This is a genomic window from Pseudomonas sp. URIL14HWK12:I12 (assembly GCF_003097135.1).
In the GTDB taxonomy this organism is placed as follows: Bacteria; Pseudomonadota; Gammaproteobacteria; order Pseudomonadales; family Pseudomonadaceae; genus Aquipseudomonas.
In genome coordinates, this window is sequence record NZ_QEQL01000002.1 from 390063 (window position 1) to 410467 (window position 20405).

Annotated in this window: 22 protein-coding genes; 9 read left to right on the plus strand and 13 right to left on the minus strand. The window is 60.7% G+C overall.

The annotated features are described in order from the left end of the window. The first annotated feature begins 39 nt into the window (after positions 1–39). Complete coding sequence (locus tag F474_RS08900) at positions 40–474, plus strand: hypothetical protein (protein WP_097085499.1); 435 nt, start codon at positions 40–42, stop codon at positions 472–474. 444 nt (positions 475–918) lie between these two features. After that, entirely contained in the window at positions 919–2625 is a 1707-nt protein-coding gene (locus F474_RS08905) for an amidase (protein ID WP_097085498.1), read from the plus strand. 132 nt (positions 2626–2757) lie between these two features. On the opposite strand, the gene glpK is transcribed toward F474_RS08905, so the two are convergent. Further along, the gene (gene glpK / locus F474_RS08910; protein WP_097085497.1) at positions 2758–4248 is read right to left on the minus strand and encodes a glycerol kinase GlpK; all 1491 of its coding nucleotides are present in this window, start codon (positions 4246–4248) and stop codon (positions 2758–2760) included. A 42-nt stretch (positions 4249–4290) separates the two neighbouring features. Continuing rightward, positions 4291–5142 carry an MIP/aquaporin family protein gene (locus F474_RS08915; protein WP_097085496.1) on the minus strand — a complete coding sequence of 284 codons (852 nt, stop codon included), beginning with the start codon at positions 5140–5142 and terminating at the stop codon, positions 4291–4293. A 203-nt stretch (positions 5143–5345) separates the two neighbouring features. Here F474_RS08915 and ybaK point away from each other — a divergent pair, with 203 nt between their 5' ends. Both ybaK and F474_RS08925 read left to right on the plus strand, forming a co-directional pair. Further along, positions 5346–5816: a Cys-tRNA(Pro) deacylase gene (ybaK, locus tag F474_RS08920; protein WP_097085495.1), complete on the plus strand. Its 471-nt coding sequence runs from the start codon at positions 5346–5348 to the stop codon at positions 5814–5816. A gap of 36 nt (positions 5817–5852) precedes the next feature. Beyond that, positions 5853–6641, plus strand: coding sequence for a PhzF family phenazine biosynthesis protein (locus tag F474_RS08925; protein WP_097085494.1), 789 nt, complete (start codon positions 5853–5855; stop codon positions 6639–6641). Here the strand turns inward: F474_RS08925 and F474_RS08930 are convergent. After that, positions 6634–7674, minus strand: a complete 1041-nt coding sequence (locus tag F474_RS08930; protein WP_097085493.1) for an ABC transporter ATP-binding protein — start codon at positions 7672–7674, stop codon at positions 6634–6636. The genes F474_RS08925 and F474_RS08930 overlap by 8 nt on opposite strands. Then, positions 7671–8591 (minus strand): ornithine carbamoyltransferase, encoded by a 921-nt coding sequence (argF, locus tag F474_RS08935; protein WP_097085492.1) that lies wholly within the window; start codon positions 8589–8591, stop codon positions 7671–7673. Before argF ends, F474_RS08930 begins: the two co-directional genes overlap by 4 nt. Positions 8592–8964: 373 nt before the next feature. On the opposite strand from argF, the gene F474_RS08940 reads away from it, so the two are divergent. Further along, the gene (locus tag F474_RS08940) at positions 8965–9261 is read left to right on the plus strand and encodes a hypothetical protein (RefSeq protein WP_097085491.1); all 297 of its coding nucleotides are present in this window, start codon (positions 8965–8967) and stop codon (positions 9259–9261) included. 87 nt (positions 9262–9348) lie between these two features. Next, positions 9349–9678, plus strand: a complete 330-nt coding sequence (gene grxD, locus F474_RS08945) for a Grx4 family monothiol glutaredoxin (RefSeq protein WP_097085490.1) — start codon at positions 9349–9351, stop codon at positions 9676–9678. 63 nt (positions 9679–9741) lie between these two features. On the opposite strand, the gene bfr is transcribed toward grxD, so the two are convergent. The 4 genes from bfr to pyrC all read right to left on the minus strand — a co-directional run bounded on the left by bfr (position 9742) and on the right by pyrC (position 12481). Continuing rightward, complete coding sequence (gene bfr, locus F474_RS08950; protein WP_097085489.1) at positions 9742–10221, minus strand: bacterioferritin; 480 nt, start codon at positions 10219–10221, stop codon at positions 9742–9744. Positions 10222–10421: 200 nt separating this feature from the next. Continuing rightward, complete coding sequence (locus F474_RS08955) at positions 10422–10643, minus strand: bacterioferritin-associated ferredoxin (RefSeq protein WP_097085488.1); 222 nt, start codon at positions 10641–10643, stop codon at positions 10422–10424. A gap of 120 nt (positions 10644–10763) precedes the next feature. Next, positions 10764–11411 carry a ribonuclease T gene (gene rnt / locus F474_RS08960; protein WP_371916150.1) on the minus strand — a complete coding sequence of 216 codons (648 nt, stop codon included), beginning with the start codon at positions 11409–11411 and terminating at the stop codon, positions 10764–10766. Between the two features lie 23 nt (positions 11412–11434). Next, positions 11435–12481, minus strand: coding sequence for a dihydroorotase (gene pyrC / locus F474_RS08965; RefSeq protein ID WP_097085486.1), 1047 nt, complete (start codon positions 12479–12481; stop codon positions 11435–11437). A 189-nt stretch (positions 12482–12670) separates the two neighbouring features. On the opposite strand from pyrC, the gene F474_RS08970 reads away from it, so the two are divergent. Together F474_RS08970 and F474_RS08975 are read left to right on the plus strand one after the other, a co-directional pair. Next, entirely contained in the window at positions 12671–13597 is a 927-nt protein-coding gene (locus tag F474_RS08970) for an OmpA family protein (protein ID WP_256577759.1), read from the plus strand. Positions 13598–13699: 102 nt separating this feature from the next. Further along, complete coding sequence (locus F474_RS08975) at positions 13700–14917, plus strand: argininosuccinate synthase (RefSeq protein WP_097085485.1); 1218 nt, start codon at positions 13700–13702, stop codon at positions 14915–14917. 84 nt (positions 14918–15001) lie between these two features. Here the strand turns inward: F474_RS08975 and F474_RS08980 are convergent, their stop codons facing one another. After that, complete coding sequence (locus tag F474_RS08980) at positions 15002–15397, minus strand: hypothetical protein (RefSeq protein ID WP_371916149.1); 396 nt, start codon at positions 15395–15397, stop codon at positions 15002–15004. Positions 15398–15742: 345 nt separating this feature from the next. Between F474_RS08980 and F474_RS08985 the strand changes: the two genes are divergently transcribed. Continuing rightward, positions 15743–16375: a response regulator transcription factor gene (locus F474_RS08985; RefSeq protein ID WP_097085483.1), complete on the plus strand. Its 633-nt coding sequence runs from the start codon at positions 15743–15745 to the stop codon at positions 16373–16375. A 7-nt stretch (positions 16376–16382) separates the two neighbouring features. Here F474_RS08985 and F474_RS08990 read toward each other — a convergent pair whose 3' ends face one another. From F474_RS08990 to metG, 4 genes are all read right to left on the minus strand, one after another. Beyond that, complete coding sequence (locus tag F474_RS08990) at positions 16383–16565, minus strand: PA3496 family putative envelope integrity protein (protein ID WP_097085482.1); 183 nt, start codon at positions 16563–16565, stop codon at positions 16383–16385. A 102-nt stretch (positions 16566–16667) separates the two neighbouring features. Further along, positions 16668–17306: an endonuclease III gene (nth, locus tag F474_RS08995; RefSeq protein ID WP_097085481.1), complete on the minus strand. Its 639-nt coding sequence runs from the start codon at positions 17304–17306 to the stop codon at positions 16668–16670. After that, positions 17303–18265 carry an RnfABCDGE type electron transport complex subunit B gene (locus F474_RS09000; protein WP_097085480.1) on the minus strand — a complete coding sequence of 321 codons (963 nt, stop codon included), beginning with the start codon at positions 18263–18265 and terminating at the stop codon, positions 17303–17305. Before F474_RS09000 ends, nth begins: the two co-directional genes overlap by 4 nt. Before the next feature lie 48 nt (positions 18266–18313). Continuing rightward, positions 18314–20350, minus strand: coding sequence for a methionine--tRNA ligase (gene metG, locus F474_RS09005; RefSeq protein ID WP_097085479.1), 2037 nt, complete (start codon positions 20348–20350; stop codon positions 18314–18316). Positions 20351–20405: the final 55 nt, after the last annotated feature.

The window sequence follows — 20405 nt, forward strand, 5'->3', positions numbered from 1 at the left end:
GGTATCCTTCGCGCCCTTTGATGACCCAGGAGCGAAGGGATGAAGGCAGGGATTGTTGGGCTGGCCGCCTTGATGTTGGCCGGTTGCGGGAGCCGAACGGTGGATTACACACCCGCACCGATTGGTGATGAGCCAGCGCGCGCTGCCATGGTGGAGGTTTTGCAGGGGTTGCCGGGCAAACGCGCCCCTGATCAAACGTACGTGACACCCGATTATTTCGGCTACGCTAGCGGGCCGTTGTACGCCAAGCCGGTGGGTGAAGAAACCGCTGCATCTCGCCCGGGTGTCTCACGCAATTTGCAGGTGCTGGTGTATTTCAATCAAGTGGCCAAGGTCGACTTGTACAAGGCGCGCCAAGGGCGTTGCAAGCTGGTGGTGCGTAGCGGGGAAGGGCGCGCGCTCTATCGCGCCGTCACAGCGACCGAGCAAGCGTGCCAGCGCTTCTCCGATGCAGTGGCGCACTTCAAGCGCTGAGCCGCAGCGCAGTATCAAGCTCGGCGGGTGTTTCTCGCTCGCCTGGGGCGTTTGGGAATCCGACGGTGCTTCAATGCGCAGGCATCGGCCGGGGACTGCAGGACACCTGCCTGCACATCTTCGACTGAGTTGGCCCCGCACTGCGAGGGTGGACGTACACTGCAGGTGCCTGCGGTACCTGCGGCTGCCAGAGGGGCGCTGGCGCCTCCTCGAGAGGCGTGGCAACGCACCCTACCAAGGGGCTTGCAAGGACGATCATCGATAGTTGCTTTAGCATGGTATGCACCTCTGGTAATTCAGGGGGCCAGAAATTACATGCCGAGTGTGAAGCCTACGAGGGCAAAAGTGCGTCAGGAAGTGAGTGCGGCTACGTCGGCCGTTATACAGTCGAGCCAGATACCGCTGACGCAGGGCGGGCTGTGTTGATAAGGAAGGGCATACTCCATGATCGAAGTCACTGAAGCGTCCATTGCCCAGCTGCGCCAGGCACTCGAAAGCGGCCAGGCGACGTCGGTGCAGCTTGTCGAAGCCTATCTGGCACGGATCGATGCCTATGATCGAGTCGGCACGGCGACAGCATTGAACGCGGTGGTAGTGCGCAACCGGCAAGCGTTGGCCGAGGCGCAGGCCTCTGATGCCCGCCGCGCGCGTGGTGAATGCCTCGGCCCGCTTGACGGCATTCCCTATACCGCCAAGGACAGCTATCTGGTCAAAGGCATGACGGCGGCGTCGGGCAGCCCCGCGTTCCAGCACCTAGTCGCCCAGCGCGACGCTTTCACCATTGAGCGCCTGCGCCAGGCCGGCGCCATCTGCCTGGGCAAGACCAACATGCCGCCAATGGCTAACGGCGGCATGCAGCGTGGTGTGTACGGCCGCGCCGAAAGCCCCTACAACGCAAGCTTTCTAACCGCGCCCTTCGCCTCGGGCTCCTCGAATGGCGCTGGCACTGCGACCGCAGCCAGCTTTGCTGCATTCGGCATGGCCGAAGAAACCTGGTCCAGCGGGCGAGGCCCGGCGTCGAATAACGGCCTGTGCGCCTATACGCCGTCTCGTGGCGTGATTTCAGTGCGCGGCAACTGGCCGCTGACCCCGACCATGGATGTGGTGGTGCCCTACGCCCGTACCATGGGCGACCTGCTGGAGGTGCTCGAGGTGATCGTCGCCCCCGACCCCGACCCTCGCGGCGATCTGTGGCGCCTGCAGCCGTGGGTGCCGCTCCCCAGCGTTGAGCAGGTGCGCCCAGCGAGCTACGCTGAGCTCAAGGCCACCCCAAGCTCCCTGGCAGGTAAGCGGTTTGGGGTACCGCGCATGTTCATCAACCGCGACGAGGCCGCCGGCACTTCGGCCAACCCCGGCATCGGTGGGCCGACTGGCCAGCGCATCCACACCCGTGCCAGCGTCATCGCATTGTGGGAGCAGGCTCGCGATGCGTTACTGGCGGCAGGCGCGCAAGTGATCGAGACGGACTTCCCGCTGGTTTCCAACTGCGAAGGCGACCGCCCAGGTGCGCCTACGGTATTCAACCGCGGGCTGGTCAGCGAAGCCTTCCTGCATGATGAGCTGTGGGCGTTGAGTGCCTGGGCCTTCGATGATTTCCTGCAGGCAAACGGCGACCCGGCCCTTAACCGCCTCGTGGATGTAAAAGGCGAGCTGATCTTCCCTCACGACCCCGGTACGCTACCCAACCGTGAGGGCGACCTGGCGGCAGGGATGGATGAGTACGTGCGTATGGCCGAACGCGGCATCGTGCCATGGGACCGAATCGAAACCCTGCCCGATGGCCTGCGTGGCCTGGAACGCACCCGCCAGATCGACCTGGAACAGTGGATGCAGGCTCAGGGGCTCGACGCCGTGATTTTCCCAACGGTTGCGGATGTCGCGCCGGCCAATGCCGACGTAGACCCCGCCGCAGCAGACATCGCCTGGAGCAATGGCGTGTGGGTAGCCAATGGCAACCTTGCCATTCGCCACCTCGGGGTGCCGACGGTCACAGTGCCCATGGGGGTGATGGCCGATATCGGTATGCCGGTGGGGCTGACTTTTGCTGGCCGTGCCTACGATGATTCCAACCTGCTGCGTTACGCCAGTGCCTTCGAGGCGACCGGCCAGCGGCGACAGGTGCCGCCACGCACTCCAGCGCTCAAAGGTTGATCATGCGCAGGCCCCCTGGGCGGCGCAAGGCTAGTCGCACGTTTCGCTTCTGCCTATATCGGGCATGAAAAAGCCCAGTATCGGGCGCGAATCCGCGAACGATACTGGGCGTCCGGAGGCGCAGCCCGGGTGTTACGCGTCGGGTGCGGCCCAGCCCTGGGTGCGGCTGACTGCCTGTTTCCAGCCTTTGTAAAGCTTGTCTCGTTCCTGTGCGTCGAGCTGCGGCTCGAACTCGCGTTCTATGACGGCCTTCTCACGCAGGTCATCCAGGCTGTTCCAGAAGCCGACGGCCAGGCCCGCCAGATAGGCCGCACCCAGTGCGGTGGTTTCGCGCATTTTGGGGCGCTCGACGCGGGTACCGAGGATGTCTGCCTGGAACTGCATCAGGAAGTTGTTCGCTACAGCGCCACCGTCGACTCGCAGTGCTTCAAGCGGCTGCCCGGCGTCCTGCTGCATGGCTTCGAGCACGTCGCGGGTTTGGTAAGCGATCGATTCGAGGGCAGCGCGGATCATATGGTCGACTTTCACCCCGCGCGTCAGGCCAAACAGCGCGCCACGGGCATACGGGTCCCAGTACGGTGCGCCCAGGCCGGTGAACGCAGGCACCAGATACACACCGTTGGTGTCCTTGACCTTGGTGGCAAAGTACTCAGTGTCGAAAGCATCGTTGACCATCTTCAGCTCATCGCGCAGCCATTGCACGGTGGAGCCGCCGTTGAATACGGCGCCCTCCAGCGCATAGGCCACCTCGCCTTTTGGGCCACAGGCCAAGGTGGTGATCAGGCCATGGCGAGAGGTCACAGCCTCGGTGCCGGTGTTCATGAGCATGAAGCAACCGGTGCCGTAGGTATTTTTCGCCTGGCCTGGCGCAACGCACATCTGGCCGAACAACGCTGCCTGCTGGTCGCCAGCGATACCCGCCACGTCGATGCCGCTCTTGGTCTGGCCATATACCTCCGATGAGCTGCGCACCTGGGGCAGCATCTGCTCGGGAACGCCAAGGACATCGAGCATGCGCTTGTCCCACTCAAGCGTATGGATGTTGAACATCATGGTGCGCGAGGCGTTGGTGTAGTCGGTGACGTGCACTTTGCCGCCGGTGAATTTCCAGATCAGCCAGGTATCGATGGTGCCGAATAGCAATTCGCCGCGCTGAGCGCGTTCCCGTGAGCCTTCGACGTTATCGAGGATCCATTTGACCTTGGTGCCGGAGAAGTAAGGGTCGATCACCAGACCGGTGGTATCGCGAATGTAGTCCTGCAGGCCATCACGCTTGAGCTGGTCGCAGATCCCGGCGCTGCGGCGGCACTGCCAGACCACGGCGTTATGGATCGGGCGGCCGGTTTCCTTGTCCCAGACCACGACGGTTTCGCGCTGGTTGGTGATACCGATCGCGGCTACCTGCGCGTGGCTGATGCTGGCCTGGGCGAGGGCCTCGACCATGGTGCCGCTTTGGGTCGCGAAGATCTCCATGGCGTCATGCTCGACCCAACCCGGTTGCGGGTAGTGTTGAGTGAATTCACGCTGCGACACGCCGACCACATTGGCGTCGCGGTCGAAGATGATAGCGCGGGAGCTGGTGGTGCCCTGGTCAAGGGCGATGATGTATTGCTTGTCGGTCATGACGGTTGCCTTTTTTTGTAGGGAGTGTGGCCAACGCTGCGCTCAGGCGCGGGCGTTGGCTTCCTTGTTGTTTTCGACAGTGGAAGGTTCTGGAGCGTTGCCGGGGACCAGTTGGCGGGCAATCAGCACGCGGTAGGCCACCGCGCCCAGGCAGGCGCCGACGATAGGGGCGAAGATCGGTACCAGGAAGTACGGGATCGAGCGGCCGCCGGTGAAGGCGATCTCGCCCCAGCCTGCGAAGAACGTCATGAGTTTGGGCCCGAAATCACGTGCCGGGTTCATGGCAAAACCGGTGAGCGGGCCCATGGCGCTGCCGATCACTGCGATCAGCAGGCCGATCAACAGGGGTGCGAGCGCGCCCCGTGGCAGGCCGTTGTTGTCGTCGGTCAAGGCCATGATCACACCCATGAGAATGGCCGTGATGACGACCTCGACCGCGAAGGCTTGGGCAATGGACAGCGCAGGATGCGGATAGGTGGAGAACACTGCGGCCAGCTCAAGGCTGGAAGCTGCGCCCCTCACCATGTGGTGAGCGTTTTCGTATTCGAAGAACAGGCTGCTGTAGAGCAGGTACACTAATGCCGCGCCACAGAAGGCGCCTGCGACTTGAGCGATGATGTAGAAGGGCAGTTTGTGCCGCTCGAACCCCGCGAAAAGGCAGAGCGCAATGCTGACGGCTGGGTTGAGATGGGCGCCGGAAACGCCTGCGGTAAGGTAGATCGCCATACTGACGCCTACCCCCCAGATGATGCTGATTTCCCAAAGGCCAAAGCTGGCACCGGCGACTTTGAGTGCGGCAACACAGCCCGTACCGAAGAAGATGAGCAGAGCTGTACCCAGAAATTCGGCCAAGCACTGGCCAGCCAGGGTCGGTTTAAACAATGCGTGTGACATCCTTCACCTCATTTTTGTTGTTGTTGCGCCTTGGCGGCGCTGCCGGCGCACAGGGAAAGGCTGGCCTGGGCGCGATATTCACAAACGAAAAAATATAGACATGAAACGATAATGTCAAAGGTCGAAAGTGAACAAGTTTCTTCGTTTTGATGCCAAAGGTTAAAATGCCGCTCATCACCCCGCGGCTACGGAACATCCCGACCATGACCCCGGCATTGGACCTTCTTAAAAAAGCACGTGCCGAACACCACGTGCACAGTTATACCCACGATCCAAAAGTGGCTTCTTACGGCCTGGAGGCTGCGGAAAAGCTCGGGCTTGCGCCCGCCAGGGTCTTCAAGACCTTGTTGGCGAGCACTGAGCGGGGAGAGTTGTTGGTGGCCGTGGTGCCCGTAGAGGGTTCGCTCGACCTAAAGGCACTGGCGCAAGCGGCAGGGGCCAAAAAGTGCGACATGGCGGACCCGGCTGCCGCGCAGCGCAGCAGTGGGTATCTGGTCGGGGGTATCAGCCCCCTGGGCCAGAAGAAGCGCCTGCGCACCTTTATCGACGCCAGCGCCCGCGGCTTCCCCACCATTCATGTGAGTGCCGGCCGCCGCGGTCTGGAGGTTGAGCTGGCTGCGGATGTATTGGCCGAACACACCCAAGGCCAATTCGCCACTATTGGCCGGGCATAGGCTACCCTCAAGCAAACCGCTCTTCGAGGGACCGCTATGGCGCTGGACTACTTTCAAGTTGACGCATTCAGTGACCGGCCGTTTGCTGGGAACCCTGCCATCGTCTACCAGCTGGAAAGTTGGTTGTCATCAGCGCAGATGCAGCGTATCGCCAACGAACACAATCTTGCTGAGACCGCTTTTGTCGTGCCTCAACCGGGTGGCTGGCAAATCCGCTGGTTTACGCCATCCACGGAAGTCCCCCTGTGCGGCCACGCGACCCTGGCGGCGGCCCATGTATTGCGCACTGTCGGCGGTATTACCGACACGACATTGTTGTTCGACAGTGCCAAGGGCCCGCTGCCGGTCAGTTTTGACGAGGGGCGGTTGTGGCTGGACATGGCGATCGACCCGCTACGAGAGGAGGGCGTGTCGTTGGCCGTGCAGCGAGCACTGAAGGTGGAGGTCGTGGATGTGCTGTCCGGTAACGACTTGCTCGTGGTGCTCGAGTCTGAAGAGGCCGTGCGCGCTTGCCGGCCAGACATGGATGCACTGGCGCAGTTGGGCTGGCCTGGGGTGAACATAACCGCCAGAGGCGTTGATCATGATTTCGTTTCCCGCTGTTTCGCACCTCGCCTGGGCATCCCGGAAGATCCTGTGACAGGGTCTGCCCATCGAGCCTTGGCGCCTTACTGGGCCAGCCGTTTGAGCAAGAACAACCTACATGCCAGGCAGGTCTCCACCCGCGGTGGGGAGCTCTGGTGCAGGGTGCAGGGTGCCCGGGTTTTGATTGGTGGGTATGCCACGCTGGTGGCGCATGGCAGGCTGTTGATGCCGCTTAATTGAGGCTGTCGAACAGCACCGCAGGCAAGGCTTGGCGGGCAACGGGCACACAGGCCCCCGGTGCGGCCGCTACGCTGGAGGGCAGGAGCGCTTCGAGCTCAGTACCCCGCGGGGTACGCAACCGATAAGCGGTACAGGCCCCTTGGAAGTAACGATGAACAACGGTGCACGGCAGGCCGTTATCGGCCGTTGGCACCAGGTGCTCGGGGCGCAGCAGCAGATATTGAGTGCTGCCGTGGGCCCACTGATCGCCGGGCAGGGGAATGGCGCCTAACTCGGTATCCAGGTATTGGCCCCTGATCTGCCCAGGTATGAAGTAACCCTGGCCTACGAACTTGGCTACCCATGCTGTAGCGGGTTGTTGGTAGAGTTCGGCCGGCGCCCCCCACTGTTCGAGCACGCCATCGCGCATGACGCCCACCTTGTCGCTCACGGCGAAGGCCTCTTCTTGATCATGGGTGACCAACAAAGCGGCTATGCCTTGAGCCTTCAGCAGTTCTCGTACTTCAAGGCTCAGGCGCCGGCGTAGCTCCACGTCGAGGTTGGAGAATGGCTCGTCGAGCAGCAGCAGGCGAGGGGAGGGCGCTAAAGCGCGCGCCAGTGCAACGCGCTGTTGCTGGCCACCGGACAGCTCATGGGGCCGTCGGTTGCCAAGGCCGCCAAGGTTGACGCGGTCGAGCAGTTCATCGACTCGCCGCTGCGACGTAGGCTTGCGCTCTAGACCAAAGGCAATGTTCTCCGCGACCGAGAGATGCGGAAACAGTGCGTAGTCTTGAAACACCATACCTATCTGGCGCTGCTCCGGCGCTACGCTGAAACCTGCTTTGGCCAGGCAGCGACCGGAGAGATGAATCTGCCCTCCGGCCAAGGGTTCGAACCCCGCGATCGCGCGTAACGTGGTGGTTTTACCGCAACCCGAAGCGCCCAGCAGGCACCCGATTTCGCCGGGTTGAAGCGCGAGGCTCAAGCCTTGAACTACCGCCTGGCCTGCATAACCGCAGGCCACCCGATCAAGCGTAAGCAGCGGCTCGGTCATGCCGCCCGGTACCCAGGCTGGACCAGAAGCTCCAGCAGGGCCTTTTGTGCGTGCAGGCGGTTTTCGGCTTGGTCCCAAACCACCGAGCGTGGGTCGTCGAACAGCTCCTCGGCGATTTCCTCGCCCCAGTGGGCAGGCAGGCAGTGCATGAACACAACGTCACTGGCGGCCTTGTCGAGCAGGGCCTTGTTGACTTGGTAAGGAGCAAAACGGGCCAAGCGCTGCGCGGTTTCTTCTTCTTGACCCATGGAAGTCCAGACGTCGGTGGTCACCAGGTGTGCCCCGGCGACCGCCTCGTGAGGGTCGCGAACGATGCGCACGCGGTCACCGGCCATTGCCATGAAGCGCGGGCTGGGATCATAGCCCTCAGGGCACGCGATGCGCAGGTTGAAACCGAACTGGACGGCAGCCTCGATGTAGGTGTTGCAGACGTTGTTGCCATCTCCGATCCAGGCAACCGTTTTACCTTCGATGGCCCCACGGTGTTCGAAGAAGGTTTGCATGTCAGCCAGCAGCTGGCACGGGTGCAGGTCGTCGGAGAGCCCGTTGATCACAGGCACCTTCGAGTGCGCCGCGAATTCGACGACGTTGGCGTGAGCAAAGGTCCGAATCATCACGGCATCGAGCATGCTCGACATCACGATGGCGGAATCGCGAACCGCCTCGCCGCGGCCCAGTTGGGTGTCGCGGCTGGACAAGAACAGTGCCTGACCGCCGAGCTGTATCATGCCGGCCTCGAATGAGAGCCGCGTACGAGTGGAGGCTTTTTCGAAGATCATGCCCAATACCCGGCCCTGCAAGGGCTGGAACAGGGTGCCCTGATTGCGCAGCTGCTTGAGCGCTACTCCTCGGCGGATCACGGCCGAGAGTTCATCCGGCGTGAGGTCCATCAGGGAGAGAAAGTGCCTGGCGCTCATCATTGACTACCTTTATTGCGCCACGGCTGCCTCGCGAGGGTCAGGGTGGCGGCCGCATCAGGCGGCAAAGTACAGGGGGAAAGACGCGATGCTATAAAAAAATGTCGCGTAGTTTCAAGTGCGCAGTGTATTTCCTGCTTTTTCAACCATCACCTGTTTGCATTTGCACCGCTAGGCTCTGCAGTAGCGATTATCCCGCGGTATCAACCGTCGATCCACAGGGCACCTTTTGGCGGTGAACTCACTGCGAGCGCGTCAGGTCGGTTGCTTAGTAGGCCGGCTCAGCCTGGCCTTCGCTTATTACTCGGGAGCGCCATTCCACAAACACAGGACGTGGGCAATAATGCATCCACAGGTGATACGGAGCCACGCAATGGAAGCGAAGGAACAACAACTGATGGAGTTGCTTGGGTTAACCGCCCGCACGCTGACCCATCTGACTGCCGCAATGACCTCCATGTCGTTCGAGTTATTGCGCAGTGACGATGAGGTGACCCGCACCGCCGGCAGGCGAATGATCGACCGAATGGCGACCATCAGCGGTGAGCTCGATGGCCAATGGCAACTGATCGGCGAAATGACGGGCGTAAAGCTTGGGCAGGAAGAAGTGGAGACGATTACCGAAATTCAGATGCTGGGGCCGCCACCTGCGGTGCCCTTCGGCTCCTGAACGGGTGGGCAATGCCCAAGCATTGCACTCGGCTTTCCGTTACAATCCCCGACCGTGTCGCGAATTACCGTTCCAGCCGAGGGCTCCATGGACATCATCGAAACCATCAAAGACCAGATCGCCAAGAACACCATCCTGCTGTACATGAAAGGCTCGCCCAACGCGCCTCAGTGCGGCTTCTCCGCGCGTGCCTCTCAGGCTCTCATGGGGTGTGGCGAGAAATTCGCTTACGTCGACATCCTGCAAAACCCTGAAATCCGCGCCAACCTGCCCAAGTACGCCAACTGGCCGACCTTCCCCCAGCTGTGGGTTGCCGGCGAACTGGTCGGTGGCAGTGACATCGTGCTTGAGATGTTCGAAAAAGGTGAGCTGCAAACCCTGATCAAGGATGCCGCTGCCAAGGCCGCCCAGGCCTGAAGCAGGCGGCAACAAAAAGCCCCGGCCATCTTTGATGGGCGGGGCTTTTTTATTGCTCTAGAATCAGTGGTCTTCTTCACCCATGGCTGACTGCAGGTAGTTCTCCAGCCCGATCTTGTCGATCAGGCCCAATTGGGTCTCCAGCCAGTCGATGTGCTCTTCTTCCGACTCCAGGATTTCCTCGAGCATGTCGCGGCTGCCGAAGTCGCCTACCTGTTCACAATGAGCGATGGCTGCCTTGAGGTCGGCCAGGCCTTTCTGCTCCAGCCTCAGGTCGCACTCCAGCATTTCCTTGGTGTTCTCGCCAATCAGAAGCTTGCCCAGCTCCTGCAGGTTAGGGATGCCCTCGAGAAACAGGATGCGCTTGATGAGCTTGTCAGCATGCTTCATCTCGTCGATGGATTCGCGGTACTCGTGCTTGCCGAGTTTGTTAAGGCCCCAGTCCTCATACATCCGTGCATGCAGGAAGTACTGATTGATCGCGATCAACTCGTTGCCGAGGATGACGTTGAGGTGCCGAATGACGCTGATATCACCTTTCATGAGTGGGGCCCGGTCCGTATGCGTGGTCTATGGGCGAAAGTGTGCGCCGCGATCGGCAGGCTGTCAAACCTAAGTTATTGAATAATAAGTGAATTTTAATGGGAATAAGAATGTTTGTGTCTCGCGTCGCGGCGCTAACCCATTGAATTTCGGGCATAAAAAAACCGGGCAGGGCCCGGTTTTGTCGAATTTGGAGTCGTTCAAGCTGCCGTAAATTCAGCGGTATAGGCCCCGGTGGTAGCACGCGCGGTTTGTACTTGAGAAAGTGTATCGCGAACCACTTCCTTGGCCAGGCACGCGCACTTGCCGCATTGAGTGCCTACGCCAGTTGCGTCGCGAACTTCACGGTAGCTGCAGCAGCCTTCATAGATAGCTTCGCGAATTTGACCGTCGGTAACACCTTGGCAGAGGCAAACATACATAGCGCTGGAACCATCGCTGTGATCGATTGATGCCGGGATACTAATGTTAATGAGAATGCGTGTCAAAGGAGAATGCCCCGGCAGGCCCGCCCGGGGACGAGCGGTTGCCGGGGCAGGCAGTTACACCTGAGGGTCGCGCCAGCCGCCCAGGGTTTTCCAACGGTTAACGATGCCGCAGAACAGCTCTGCCGTTTTCTCGGTGTCGTAGCGAGCCGAGTGCGCTTCGCGGCCATCAAAGTCGATGTCGGCGCTCTGGCAGGCCTTGGCCAGCACGGTCTGGCCGTACGCAAGCCCTGCCAGTGTCGCAGTATCAAAGCTCGAAAAAGGGTGGAACGGATTGCGCTTGAGGTCGTGGCGCGCCACTGCGGCGTTCAGGAAGCCCAGGTCGAAGCTGCTGTTGTGGCCGACCAGAATCGCGCGCTTGCAGCCGTTGGCCTTGAGCGCCTTGCGCACGCCGCGGAAAATCTCGGTCAGGGCGCTCTCTTCGCTCACGGCCATGCGTAAAGGGTGATCGAGCTTGATGCCGGTGAACTCCAGCGCTGCCGCTTCGATGTTGGCGCCCTCGAAAGGCTCGACACGGAAGAACCAGGTGTGCTCGGGGAACAGGAAGCCCTTTTCGTCCATACCGACCGAAGTGGCTGCAATCTCGAGCAACGCATCGGTTGCACTGTTGAACCCCCCGGTTTCCACATCAACCACCACCGGCAGGTAGCCGCGAAAGCGCGCCGCCATTGGGTGGCGCGGGCCGCCAGGTTGGGGCAGGTCCATGTCTTCCTCGTACAGGTCTTCGCTCACGCGCCAGCCTCCAGCAATTTCCAGCGCAAGGTTTCGCCCGCTCGCAGCGGTACCACCTCTCGATCACCCAGTGGCAGCACCGCCGGGGCAGTCCATTGCTCCTTAACCAGCGTGATGCGGTCTTGGTTGGCTGGCAGGCCATAGAAGGCCGGGCCGTGCAGGCTGGCGAACCCTTCGAGCTTGTCGAGCGCGTTTCGCTGTTCGAAAGCTTCAGCGTACAGCTCGATGGCTGCGTAAGCGGTATAGCAGCCGGCGCACCCGCAGGCGGCTTCCTTGGCGTGTTTTGCATGGGGCGCTGAATCGGTACCCAGGAAAAACTTGGGGCTGCCACCGGTGGCTGCGTCAAGCAGCGCCTCCTGGTGGGTGTTGCGCTTGAGGATCGGCAGGCAATAGAAGTGGGGGCGGATGCCGCCTACCAACATGTGATTGCGGTTGTACAGCAGGTGATGGGCGGTGATGGTGGCACCCACGTTGGCCGACGCCTCGCCGACGAATTGCGCGGCATCAGCGGTAGTGATGTGTTCGAACACTACCTTGAGGTTTGGGAAGCGCTCAACGACTGGCCGCAAGTGCTGGTCGATGAACACCTTTTCGCGGTCGAACACATCGATGTTTGCGTGGGTCACCTCGCCGTGCACCAGCAGCAGCATGCCCACCTCGGCCATCGCCTCGAGTGCCGGATAGATCAGTTCGAGCGAGGTCACGCCGGAGTCGGAGTTGGTGGTGGCGCCGGCCGGATATAGCTTGGCCGCATAGACGAAACCGCTGGCCTTGGCCGTGCGAATGTCTTCCGGGCTGGTGCGGTCGGTGAGGTAGAGCACCATTAGCGGCTCGAAGCCGCTGCCAGCTGGCCGGGCTGCCAGGATCCGCTGGCGGTATTCGTCTGCCTGGGCGGCATTGCGTACCGGCGGCACCAGGTTGGGCATGATGATCGCGCGGCCGAAGGTTCGGGCGGCATCGGCCACGGTATGGGGCAGGGCCGCTCCATCACGCAGGTGGATGTGCCAGTCGTCGGGGCGCAGGAGGGAAAGGCGGTCGGTCATGGAGGAATCCTGGGGGCGAACTGGACCAGAATGCTACCGGAAATGGCTGCGTCGGGCATCCGCTATCAAGTTTTACCCCGCCTGACCGATACCCCGCCTGTAGATCGCAAATTCCCGGAGCCTGCCGTGCGCAAGCCTTGCCTCGCCTATCTGACTTTGCTCGCCTGTGCCCTTAGTGCCGGGCCTGCTATGGCATTCACTTTCCAGACCCGCCTTGAGAATGTGCAATGGAAGGTGGAGGGCGACCTGTTCGAATGCCGACTGTCACAGCCGATCGCCGACTTTGGCGCAGGGGAGTTCGTACGTCGGGCTGGTGAGAAGGCCGTCTTCCAGCTTCATTCCAACAGCTCGGCGTTGGGCAATGGCTCGGCAAGCCTGTTGGCGGCGGCAGCTGCCTGGCAACCTGGGCGTGGTGATGTGAACCTGGGGTCAGTGCGGTTGAGCAGCGGCCAGACCCTGTTGACCAGCAGCCAGAGCCAGGCCAGTGGGCTGTTCAATGGTTTGATGGAGGGGCGCAGTGCGGTCGTGCGCGTGTTTTCCGGCGAAACCGGCAGCCCCATGGAGGTTCGCGTATTGCCGGTTCGCTTCAATCAGGCGCTGGCAGAATTCCAGGCGTGCACTGCCAAGCTGTTGCCGATGAACTTCGATCAAGTGCGCATGAGCCAGATCCCGTTTGCCTCGGGCACCGAACTCGATACCGCCGGGCGTAAACGCCTGGATACGGTATTGGCGTACCTGAAGGCGGACCCGAGCGTTAACCACATCGAGCTCGACGGCCATTCCGACAACAGCGGCAACCGCCTGACCAACCGTGAGCTTTCACGCCGGCGGGCGATGGCTGTGTCGGATTACCTGACGCAGCACGGGGTTCCCGAGTCGCAGATCGTGGTACGTTTCCACGGAGAGCAATACCCCTTGGTGCCGAACAGCTCTCCAGCCAATCGCGCACGCAATCGCCGGGTCAATATTCAGCTTGATCGAGTACCCGTGCCGATACCGGCCCCCGCAGCTGCACCGGCCGCTACACCCGCGGCAGCAGCACCAGCCTCAGCAGCACCAATACCTGCACCTGCCTCCCCGGCTGCGGTGCCTTCACAGAGCAAGCCCAAAGGCTGATAGTAACGTCGCCTTCACAACATTCGCTGTCGCGCCCCTATAAATGCCCGGCCATGGAGAGTAGAATCCGAGGTTTTCGGACAACCCCCGTGGAGTGATGGCATGGCGGACGTAAACAAGGTCGTTCTGGCGTATTCCGGCGGCCTGGACACTTCAGTGATCCTGAAGTGGCTGCAGGACACCTATAACTGTGAAGTGGTGACGTTCACCGCTGACCTGGGCCAGGGCGAGGAGGTCGAGCCAGCTCGTGCCAAGGCTCAAGCGATGGGTGTAAAGGAAGTCTACATCGACGACCTGCGCGAAGAGTTCGTCCGCGATTTCGTATTCCCGATGTTCCGCGCCAATACCGTCTACGAAGGTGAATACCTGCTCGGTACCTCGATTGCTCGCCCGCTGATCGCCAAGCGCCTGATCGAGATCGCCAACGAAACCGGCGCCGACGCCATTTCCCATGGCGCCACCGGCAAGGGTAACGACCAGGTTCGTTTCGAGCTGGGTGCCTACGCGCTCAAGCCCGGGGTCAAAGTGATCGCCCCGTGGCGTGAATGGGACCTGCTGTCGCGCGAGAAGCTGATGGACTACGCCGAGAAGCACGGCATTCCTATCGAGCGCCACGGCAAGAAGAAGTCTCCGTACTCCATGGATGCCAACCTGTTGCACATCTCCTATGAAGGCGGCGTGCTGGAAGACACCTGGACTGAGCACGAGGAAGACATGTGGCGCTGGACCGTCTCTCCCGAGAAGGCTCCCGACACCCCAACTTACCTCGAGCTCACCTATCGCAATGGCGATATCGTCGCCCTGGACGGCGTTGAGATGTCACCGGCCACCGTTTTGGCAACATTGAACCGGATTGGCGGAGAAAACGGCATTGGCCGCCTCGACATCGTCGAAAACCGCTATGTGGGCATGAAGTCGCGCGGTTGCTATGAAACCCCCGGCGGCACCATCATGCTGCGCGCCCACCGCGCGATCGAATCCATCACGCTGGATCGGGAAGTCGCTCACCTCAAGGACGAGCTGATGGCCCGTTACGCGAGCCTGATCTACACCGGTTACTGGTGGAGCCCAGAGCGCGTGATGCTGCAGCAGATGATCGACGCTTCTCAGGCCAATGTGAATGGCGTGGTGCGCCTGAAGCTCTACAAGGGCAATGTGATCGTGGTCGGCCGCAAGTCCGATGATTCGCTGTTCGACGCCAACATTGCCACCTTTGAAGAAGACGGGGGCGCCTACAACCAAGCGGACGCCGCCGGTTTCATCAAGCTGAATGCGTTGCGCATGCGCATTGCGGCCAACAAAGGCCGCAGCTTCTTCTGAGTCGCCTTCGCGACCTCTAAAACCCGGCAATTGCCGGGTTTTTTTATGAGCCCAATCGTATGAAAGGTGGCTGAATGGCCATTTTCACTGATGGATATCTATTTTTATCGTCCGGCATGATGTGGGGTGTTGGCGCTGCTGTTGGAAGACGAACTCCAATGCATGTTTGACGCCTTGACCGATCACCTCTACCGGTTCGTTAAAGCTGTAATTGAGATGCAATGTTTCAAACGTTCTCTTTTCATTATGGCTTACGGCTGAACCGGCGTAAGCGTCCCGGCTGGGCGCAAAGAGCGCCCGATGATTGAAATTTAACGTAATGAAAAACAACAATGTCAGGAAGGGTGGAAACCCGACCAGAAACCATACGTAAATTTGTTTTTCAGCACTTTCGAGCATGGGTAAGCTCGCCAGTGCAGACGCTTCGATAGTGCCAGCAAAGATGGCAATCAGCGCCAGGGGGCTACGTCCCGGAAGCATCGTGGTCATGGAAGGCTCCTCCTTACCAATCTTGAACGCGGGCTCCAGCTTCCGATATCTGAGCTCGGTACTCAGATATTTATTTACTCCTCTTGCTCTTTTATAAGAAGACGCTTAATTGCAACCCGGTAAGGGGCGTGGGACGATCCAGCACCATTTTTGCTGAAAGGGAGTTCGGCTATGGATGAGCTTGTTATTGCAATATGTTGCATTGTAGGAACGCTCCTATATTTAAGTAGGAGCTTTCCCAAGCAAGGTTCTGGCCTTGGCAACATGGTGCAAGCCGCGGCTCCACTGAGCTATCTTAGGTTTGTGAACGATTAAAGCGTAGATAGCGAATCCACTATGAATAAAGTGTTGATCGTAGACGATCACCCTGTCATTCGGCTTGCAGTCAGAATGCTGATGGAGCGCCACGGGTATGAAGTAGTGGCCGAAACGGACAACGGCGCCGACGCGCTCAAGTTGGCACGTGATTATTCACCCGACATCATCATTCTGGATATTGGCATACCCAAGCTCGACGGCCTGCAGGTGATCGACCGCTTGAATGCCACGGCCCTGGCCGGGCGCTGCCGGGTGCTGGTGCTGACTTCTCAGGCGCCCGGGCACTTTTCGATGCGCTGCATGCAAGCGGGGGCCGCTGGTTATGTAAGCAAGCAGCAGGACCTCACCGAACTGCTCAGCGCTATCAAGGCGGTGTTATCAGGATACAGCTACTTTCCCAACCAGGCGCTGCATTCAGTGCGGTCGCACTTGGGCAATACCACGGAAAAGGAGATGGTCAAACGGCTGTCAGCACGGGAGATGGCCGTGCTTCAAGAGCTGGCGCGAGGCCGGTCGAACAAGGAAATCGCTGAAAGCATGTTCCTATCCAACAAGACCATCAGCACCTATAAAACGCGACTGCTGGTCAAGCTCAACGCACGGTCGCTGGTCGACCTCATCGAGCTGGCCCAGCGTAATCGCATCCTGTAGCGCTGGGCTACAGGTCGAAATCGTAATCGGCCAGTTGACGTTGCAACCGCCGTTCCTCCAGCAGGTTGTCGATGGTACGGCGCTTGCTGAGGTTGGCCTTGCTGGTCTCTATAGGAGCCGCTGCCTCGACGTCCTCACTTTCCTGAAGGGGGAAGTCGTCTTCCACATCGATTTCTTCTTTGTCGCTCATTCATCACTCCCGGCACGATGCCATTGGCGCACCTTATAGCGACAAAAAAAGCGGTGGTACAAAAGTTTTTTTCAATTGAAGTTTCAGGAAGTCGCAGAAAAATCAATCGTCGGACGTCTTTGCCCTGTATTCACACAGGTCTTCAATCCGGCAACTACAGCAACGGGGTTTGCGCGCTTGGCATACGTAGCGGCCGTGAAGAATCAGCCAGTGATGCGCGTGCAGCAGATAGGGCTTGGGCACGAACTTGAGCAGCCCTCGCTCTACCTCAAGAACGTTCTTGCCGGGGGCGATGCGCGTGCGATTGGCCACGCGGAAGATGTGCGTGTCTACCGCCATGGTGAGCTGGCCGAACGCTGTATTGAGCACCACATTGGCCGTCTTGCGGCCCACGCCTGGCAGGGCCTCCAATGCCTCGCGGTTCTGAGGCACCAGGCCCGCGTGCTGCTCGATGAGCAGGCGGCAGGTCTCGATCACGTTCTTGGCCTTGCTGTTGTACAGGCCGATGGTCTTGATGTAATGCGACAGCCCTTCGACCCCCAAGGCATAGATGGCGGCGGGGGTATTGGCCACCGGAAACAGCTTGGCAGTGGCTTTGTTCACCCCGACGTCGGTGGCTTGCGCAGACAGAATTACCGCAATCAACAATTCGAACGGGGTGGTGTAGGCAAGCTCCGTTTTGGGCTCAGGGTTGTCTTCCTGAAAGCGGCGAAAGATCTCCAAGCGCTTGGCGGCGTTCATGGCGCCTCCCCGGAAGGTGCTGCAAGGCCGAGCGCCTCGTTCGCCTGATCGACGCGCAGGCGCGCTGCAGCCAGGGCTTCTGGCGTAGTGGTGGGGGCGTTTTCGAGCCGCGCCAGGTCGGCCTTGGCCATGGCTAGTTGAATCTTGGCTTTCTTGTGGTCCGGCACACTGGTGCCGATCGCTTGCAGGCGGTCCAGCTCTTTTTCTGCGCTGGCCAGGCTTTGGGCGAGCGAGGTCAGCACCTGAAGCTGCTGCTCCGAAGGCGTGGGGCCGAATGCCTTTTGCGAGCGCGCAAGCTGCGCGCGGCTCATGGCCAAGGCAATCTTGGCCTGCTTGATCATCTGGTCACTCCCGGCACTGGCTGCAGGTACCGGAGTTGCCGCTGGTTGAGACCGTGCCAGCCGCACAGCACGTTCGGCACGTTTGCGCTGCTCGTCGCGCTCCAGGCGAAGGTTACGTTGTTCGAACCGCTGGCGTGCGCGCAGCCGACGGCGTTCTCGGGCCTCTCGATCGCCGGGGGTATGGGCTCTGCCGCCCACCATGGGTGCAGGCCCTTGCCCGCCATGCAGCGGCAGTAGGTCGATGCAGTCCACCGGGCAAGGTGCCAGGCACAGGTCACAGCCTGTGCATTCGTCGCTGAGTACAGTGTGCATCAACTTGGGTGCCCCGACGATGGCGTCCACTGGGCATACCTGAATGCACTTGGTGCAACCGATGCATTCGGCTTCGCGGATGTAGGCAACCTGTGCAGGCGCTTCGCCGCGGTCAGTGTCGAGCGCGATGACCGGGAGGTGCAGTAATTGCGCCAGGCTGGCGATGGTTTCTTCGCCGCCTGGCGGGCAACGGTTGATCGGCTCGCCGCTGGCGATACCCTCGGCGTAGGGCCGGCAGCCGGCATGCCCGCATTTGCCGCACTGGGTCTGGGGCAACACCGCGTCGATGCGTTGAATCAAGGTCATGGTCATGGGTTCAGGGCAAACGCCCCAGCGGGTACTGGGGCGTCGGCATCATTTGATGCGCTGGCCGGGCTTGGCTCCGCTGTCGGGGCTGAGCAGGTAGATCTCCGAACCGCCCGGGCCGGCCGCCAGGACCATCCCTTCCGATACCCCGAAACGCATTTTGCGGGGTTTGAGGTTGGCGATCATCATAGTCAGGCGGCCTTCCAGCGCGGCAGGGTCGGGATAGGCACTCTTGATGCCACTGAAGACATTGCGCTGTTCATCGCCTATGTCGAGGGTCAGGCGCAGCAACTTGTCGGCACCCTCGACCGCTTCAGCTTTGAGGATCTTCGCCACTCGCAGGTCAACGGCGGCGAAGGCTTCGAAGTCGATCTCGGCGGCCAAGGGGTCGGCGGCCAATTCACCATTACCCGCTGGGGCAGCAGGTGCGCTGGCCAGGCTTTCCCGTGATGCCTCGACCATCGCCTCTACCTTGGCGGGCTCGATTCGCGTCATCAGGGCTTTGAATGGGTTGAGCTGATGGTCTGCTAGCCACTTGCTATGGTCGGCCCACGCTAGTGCAGGCTCGTTGAGGAACGCCTCGGCGTCGCGGGCCAGGTTCGGCAACACGGGCTTGAGGAAAATGACCAACTGGCGGAACAGATTGATACCCGTCGCGCAGATAGCCTGGACGGCATCCTGCTGGCCTTCCTGCTTGGCCAGCGACCAAGGCGCGCGCTCTGCAATCCACGCGTTGGCGCGGTCGGCCAACGCCATGATTTCGCGCATGGCGCGGGCGAAGTCTCGCGCCTCGTAAGCTTCGGCAATCGAGGGCGCGGCCGCCTGGAAGTCGGCGGCCAGTTCCGGTGCTGCATTTTCAGCGACCAGGCGGCCCTCATTGCCTTTGTGCACGAAACCGGCGCAGCGGCTGGCGATGTTGACGACTTTGCCCACCAGGTCCGAGTTGACCTTCTGTACGAAGTCGTCGAGGTTCATGTCCAGGTCGTCCACGCCTCGGCCGAGCTTGGACGCATAGTAGTAGCGCAGGTACTCGGGGGAGAGGTGTTCGAGGTAGGTGCGGGCCTTGATGAAGGTGCCGCGCGATTTGGACATCTTCTGCCCATTGACCGTGAGGTAGCCGTGAACGTTGACCGCCGTAGGCTTGCGGTAGCCGGCGCCTTCAAGCATCGCTGGCCAGAACAGGGCGTGGAAGTTGACGATGTCCTTGCCGATGAAATGGTACAGCTCGGTGTCGGAGCCCTCTTTCCAGAAGCTGTCGAAATCCAGCTCCGGTCGTTTGGCGCAGAGGTTCTTGAAGCTCGCCATGTAGCCGACAGGTGCGTCCAGCCATACGTAGAAATACTTGCCCGGTGCGTCAGGGATTTCGAAGCCGAAATAGGGGGCGTCACGGGAGATGTCCCAGTCCTGCAGGCCGCTGTCGAGCCATTCGGCGAGCTTGTTCGCGACCGGCTCTTGCAGCGTGCCACTGCGGGTCCACTGCTGCAGCATTTCCTGGAAGGCAGTGAGGCGGAAGAAAAAGTGCTCAGAGTCGCGCAGCACCGGCGTCGCCCCGGAGACGGCCGAGCGAGGGTTCTTCAGCTCGGTGGGCGCATAGGTAGCCCCACATTTCTCACAGTTGTCGCCGTACTGGTCCTCGGCGTTGCATTTAGGGCAGGTGCCCTTGATGAAACGGTCGGCAAGGAACATCTGCTTCTCAGGATCGAAATACTGAGTAACCGACCGGGTAGCAATGTAGCCCGCCGAACGTAACCGCCGGTAAATCTCTGCCGACAGCTCGCGGTTTTCCGGTGAGTGGGTGGAGTAGTAGTTGTCGAAGTCGACCAGGAAATCGGCGAAGTCGGTACTGTGTTCTGCCCAGACACCGTCGATCAGGGCCTCAGGCGTAATGCCGCGCTTCTCGGCCAGCAGCATGATCGCCGAGCCGTGGGTGTCGTCGGCACAGACATAGAAGCACTGGTTGCCACGCATCTTCTGGAAGCGCACCCACATGTCGGTCTGGATGTACTCGACCATATGGCCAAGGTGAATCGAACCGTTGGCGTAGGGCAGGGCGCTGGTGACGAGAATCTTGCGGGGCTCGGACATGGTTGGCGGCTACTGTGGTGTGGAACGTGACCGGCAACTATATCGCGGCAGGCGG

What these genes read in the sequence shown, in the direction of transcription:
- F474_RS08900 (WP_097085499.1), top strand. Translation starts at nt 40, where the DNA reads ATGAAGGCAGGGATTGTTGGGCTGGCCGCCTTGATGTTGGCCGGTTGC.
- F474_RS08905 (WP_097085498.1), top strand. Translation starts at nt 919, where the DNA reads ATGATCGAAGTCACTGAAGCGTCCATTGCCCAGCTGCGCCAGGCACTC.
- glpK (WP_097085497.1), bottom strand. Translation starts at nt 4,248, where the DNA reads ATGACCGACAAGCAATACATCATCGCCCTTGACCAGGGCACCACCAGC.
- F474_RS08915 (WP_097085496.1), bottom strand. Translation starts at nt 5,142, where the DNA reads ATGTCACACGCATTGTTTAAACCGACCCTGGCTGGCCAGTGCTTGGCC.
- ybaK (WP_097085495.1), top strand. Translation starts at nt 5,346, where the DNA reads ATGACCCCGGCATTGGACCTTCTTAAAAAAGCACGTGCCGAACACCAC.
- F474_RS08925 (WP_097085494.1), top strand. Translation starts at nt 5,853, where the DNA reads ATGGCGCTGGACTACTTTCAAGTTGACGCATTCAGTGACCGGCCGTTT.
- F474_RS08930 (WP_097085493.1), bottom strand. Translation starts at nt 7,674, where the DNA reads ATGACCGAGCCGCTGCTTACGCTTGATCGGGTGGCCTGCGGTTATGCA.
- argF (WP_097085492.1), bottom strand. Translation starts at nt 8,591, where the DNA reads ATGAGCGCCAGGCACTTTCTCTCCCTGATGGACCTCACGCCGGATGAA.
- F474_RS08940 (WP_097085491.1), top strand. Translation starts at nt 8,965, where the DNA reads ATGGAAGCGAAGGAACAACAACTGATGGAGTTGCTTGGGTTAACCGCC.
- grxD (WP_097085490.1), top strand. Translation starts at nt 9,349, where the DNA reads ATGGACATCATCGAAACCATCAAAGACCAGATCGCCAAGAACACCATC.
- bfr (WP_097085489.1), bottom strand. Translation starts at nt 10,221, where the DNA reads ATGAAAGGTGATATCAGCGTCATTCGGCACCTCAACGTCATCCTCGGC.
- F474_RS08955 (WP_097085488.1), bottom strand. Translation starts at nt 10,643, where the DNA reads ATGTATGTTTGCCTCTGCCAAGGTGTTACCGACGGTCAAATTCGCGAA.
- rnt (WP_371916150.1), bottom strand. Translation starts at nt 11,411, where the DNA reads ATGGACCTGCCCCAACCTGGCGGCCCGCGCCACCCAATGGCGGCGCGC.
- pyrC (WP_097085486.1), bottom strand. Translation starts at nt 12,481, where the DNA reads ATGACCGACCGCCTTTCCCTCCTGCGCCCCGACGACTGGCACATCCAC.
- F474_RS08970 (WP_256577759.1), top strand. Translation starts at nt 12,671, where the DNA reads ATGGCATTCACTTTCCAGACCCGCCTTGAGAATGTGCAATGGAAGGTG.
- F474_RS08975 (WP_097085485.1), top strand. Translation starts at nt 13,700, where the DNA reads ATGGCGGACGTAAACAAGGTCGTTCTGGCGTATTCCGGCGGCCTGGAC.
- F474_RS08980 (WP_371916149.1), bottom strand. Translation starts at nt 15,397, where the DNA reads ATGCTTCCGGGACGTAGCCCCCTGGCGCTGATTGCCATCTTTGCTGGC.
- F474_RS08985 (WP_097085483.1), top strand. Translation starts at nt 15,743, where the DNA reads ATGAATAAAGTGTTGATCGTAGACGATCACCCTGTCATTCGGCTTGCA.
- F474_RS08990 (WP_097085482.1), bottom strand. Translation starts at nt 16,565, where the DNA reads ATGAGCGACAAAGAAGAAATCGATGTGGAAGACGACTTCCCCCTTCAG.
- nth (WP_097085481.1), bottom strand. Translation starts at nt 17,306, where the DNA reads ATGAACGCCGCCAAGCGCTTGGAGATCTTTCGCCGCTTTCAGGAAGAC.
- F474_RS09000 (WP_097085480.1), bottom strand. Translation starts at nt 18,265, where the DNA reads ATGACCTTGATTCAACGCATCGACGCGGTGTTGCCCCAGACCCAGTGC.
- metG (WP_097085479.1), bottom strand. Translation starts at nt 20,350, where the DNA reads ATGTCCGAGCCCCGCAAGATTCTCGTCACCAGCGCCCTGCCCTACGCC.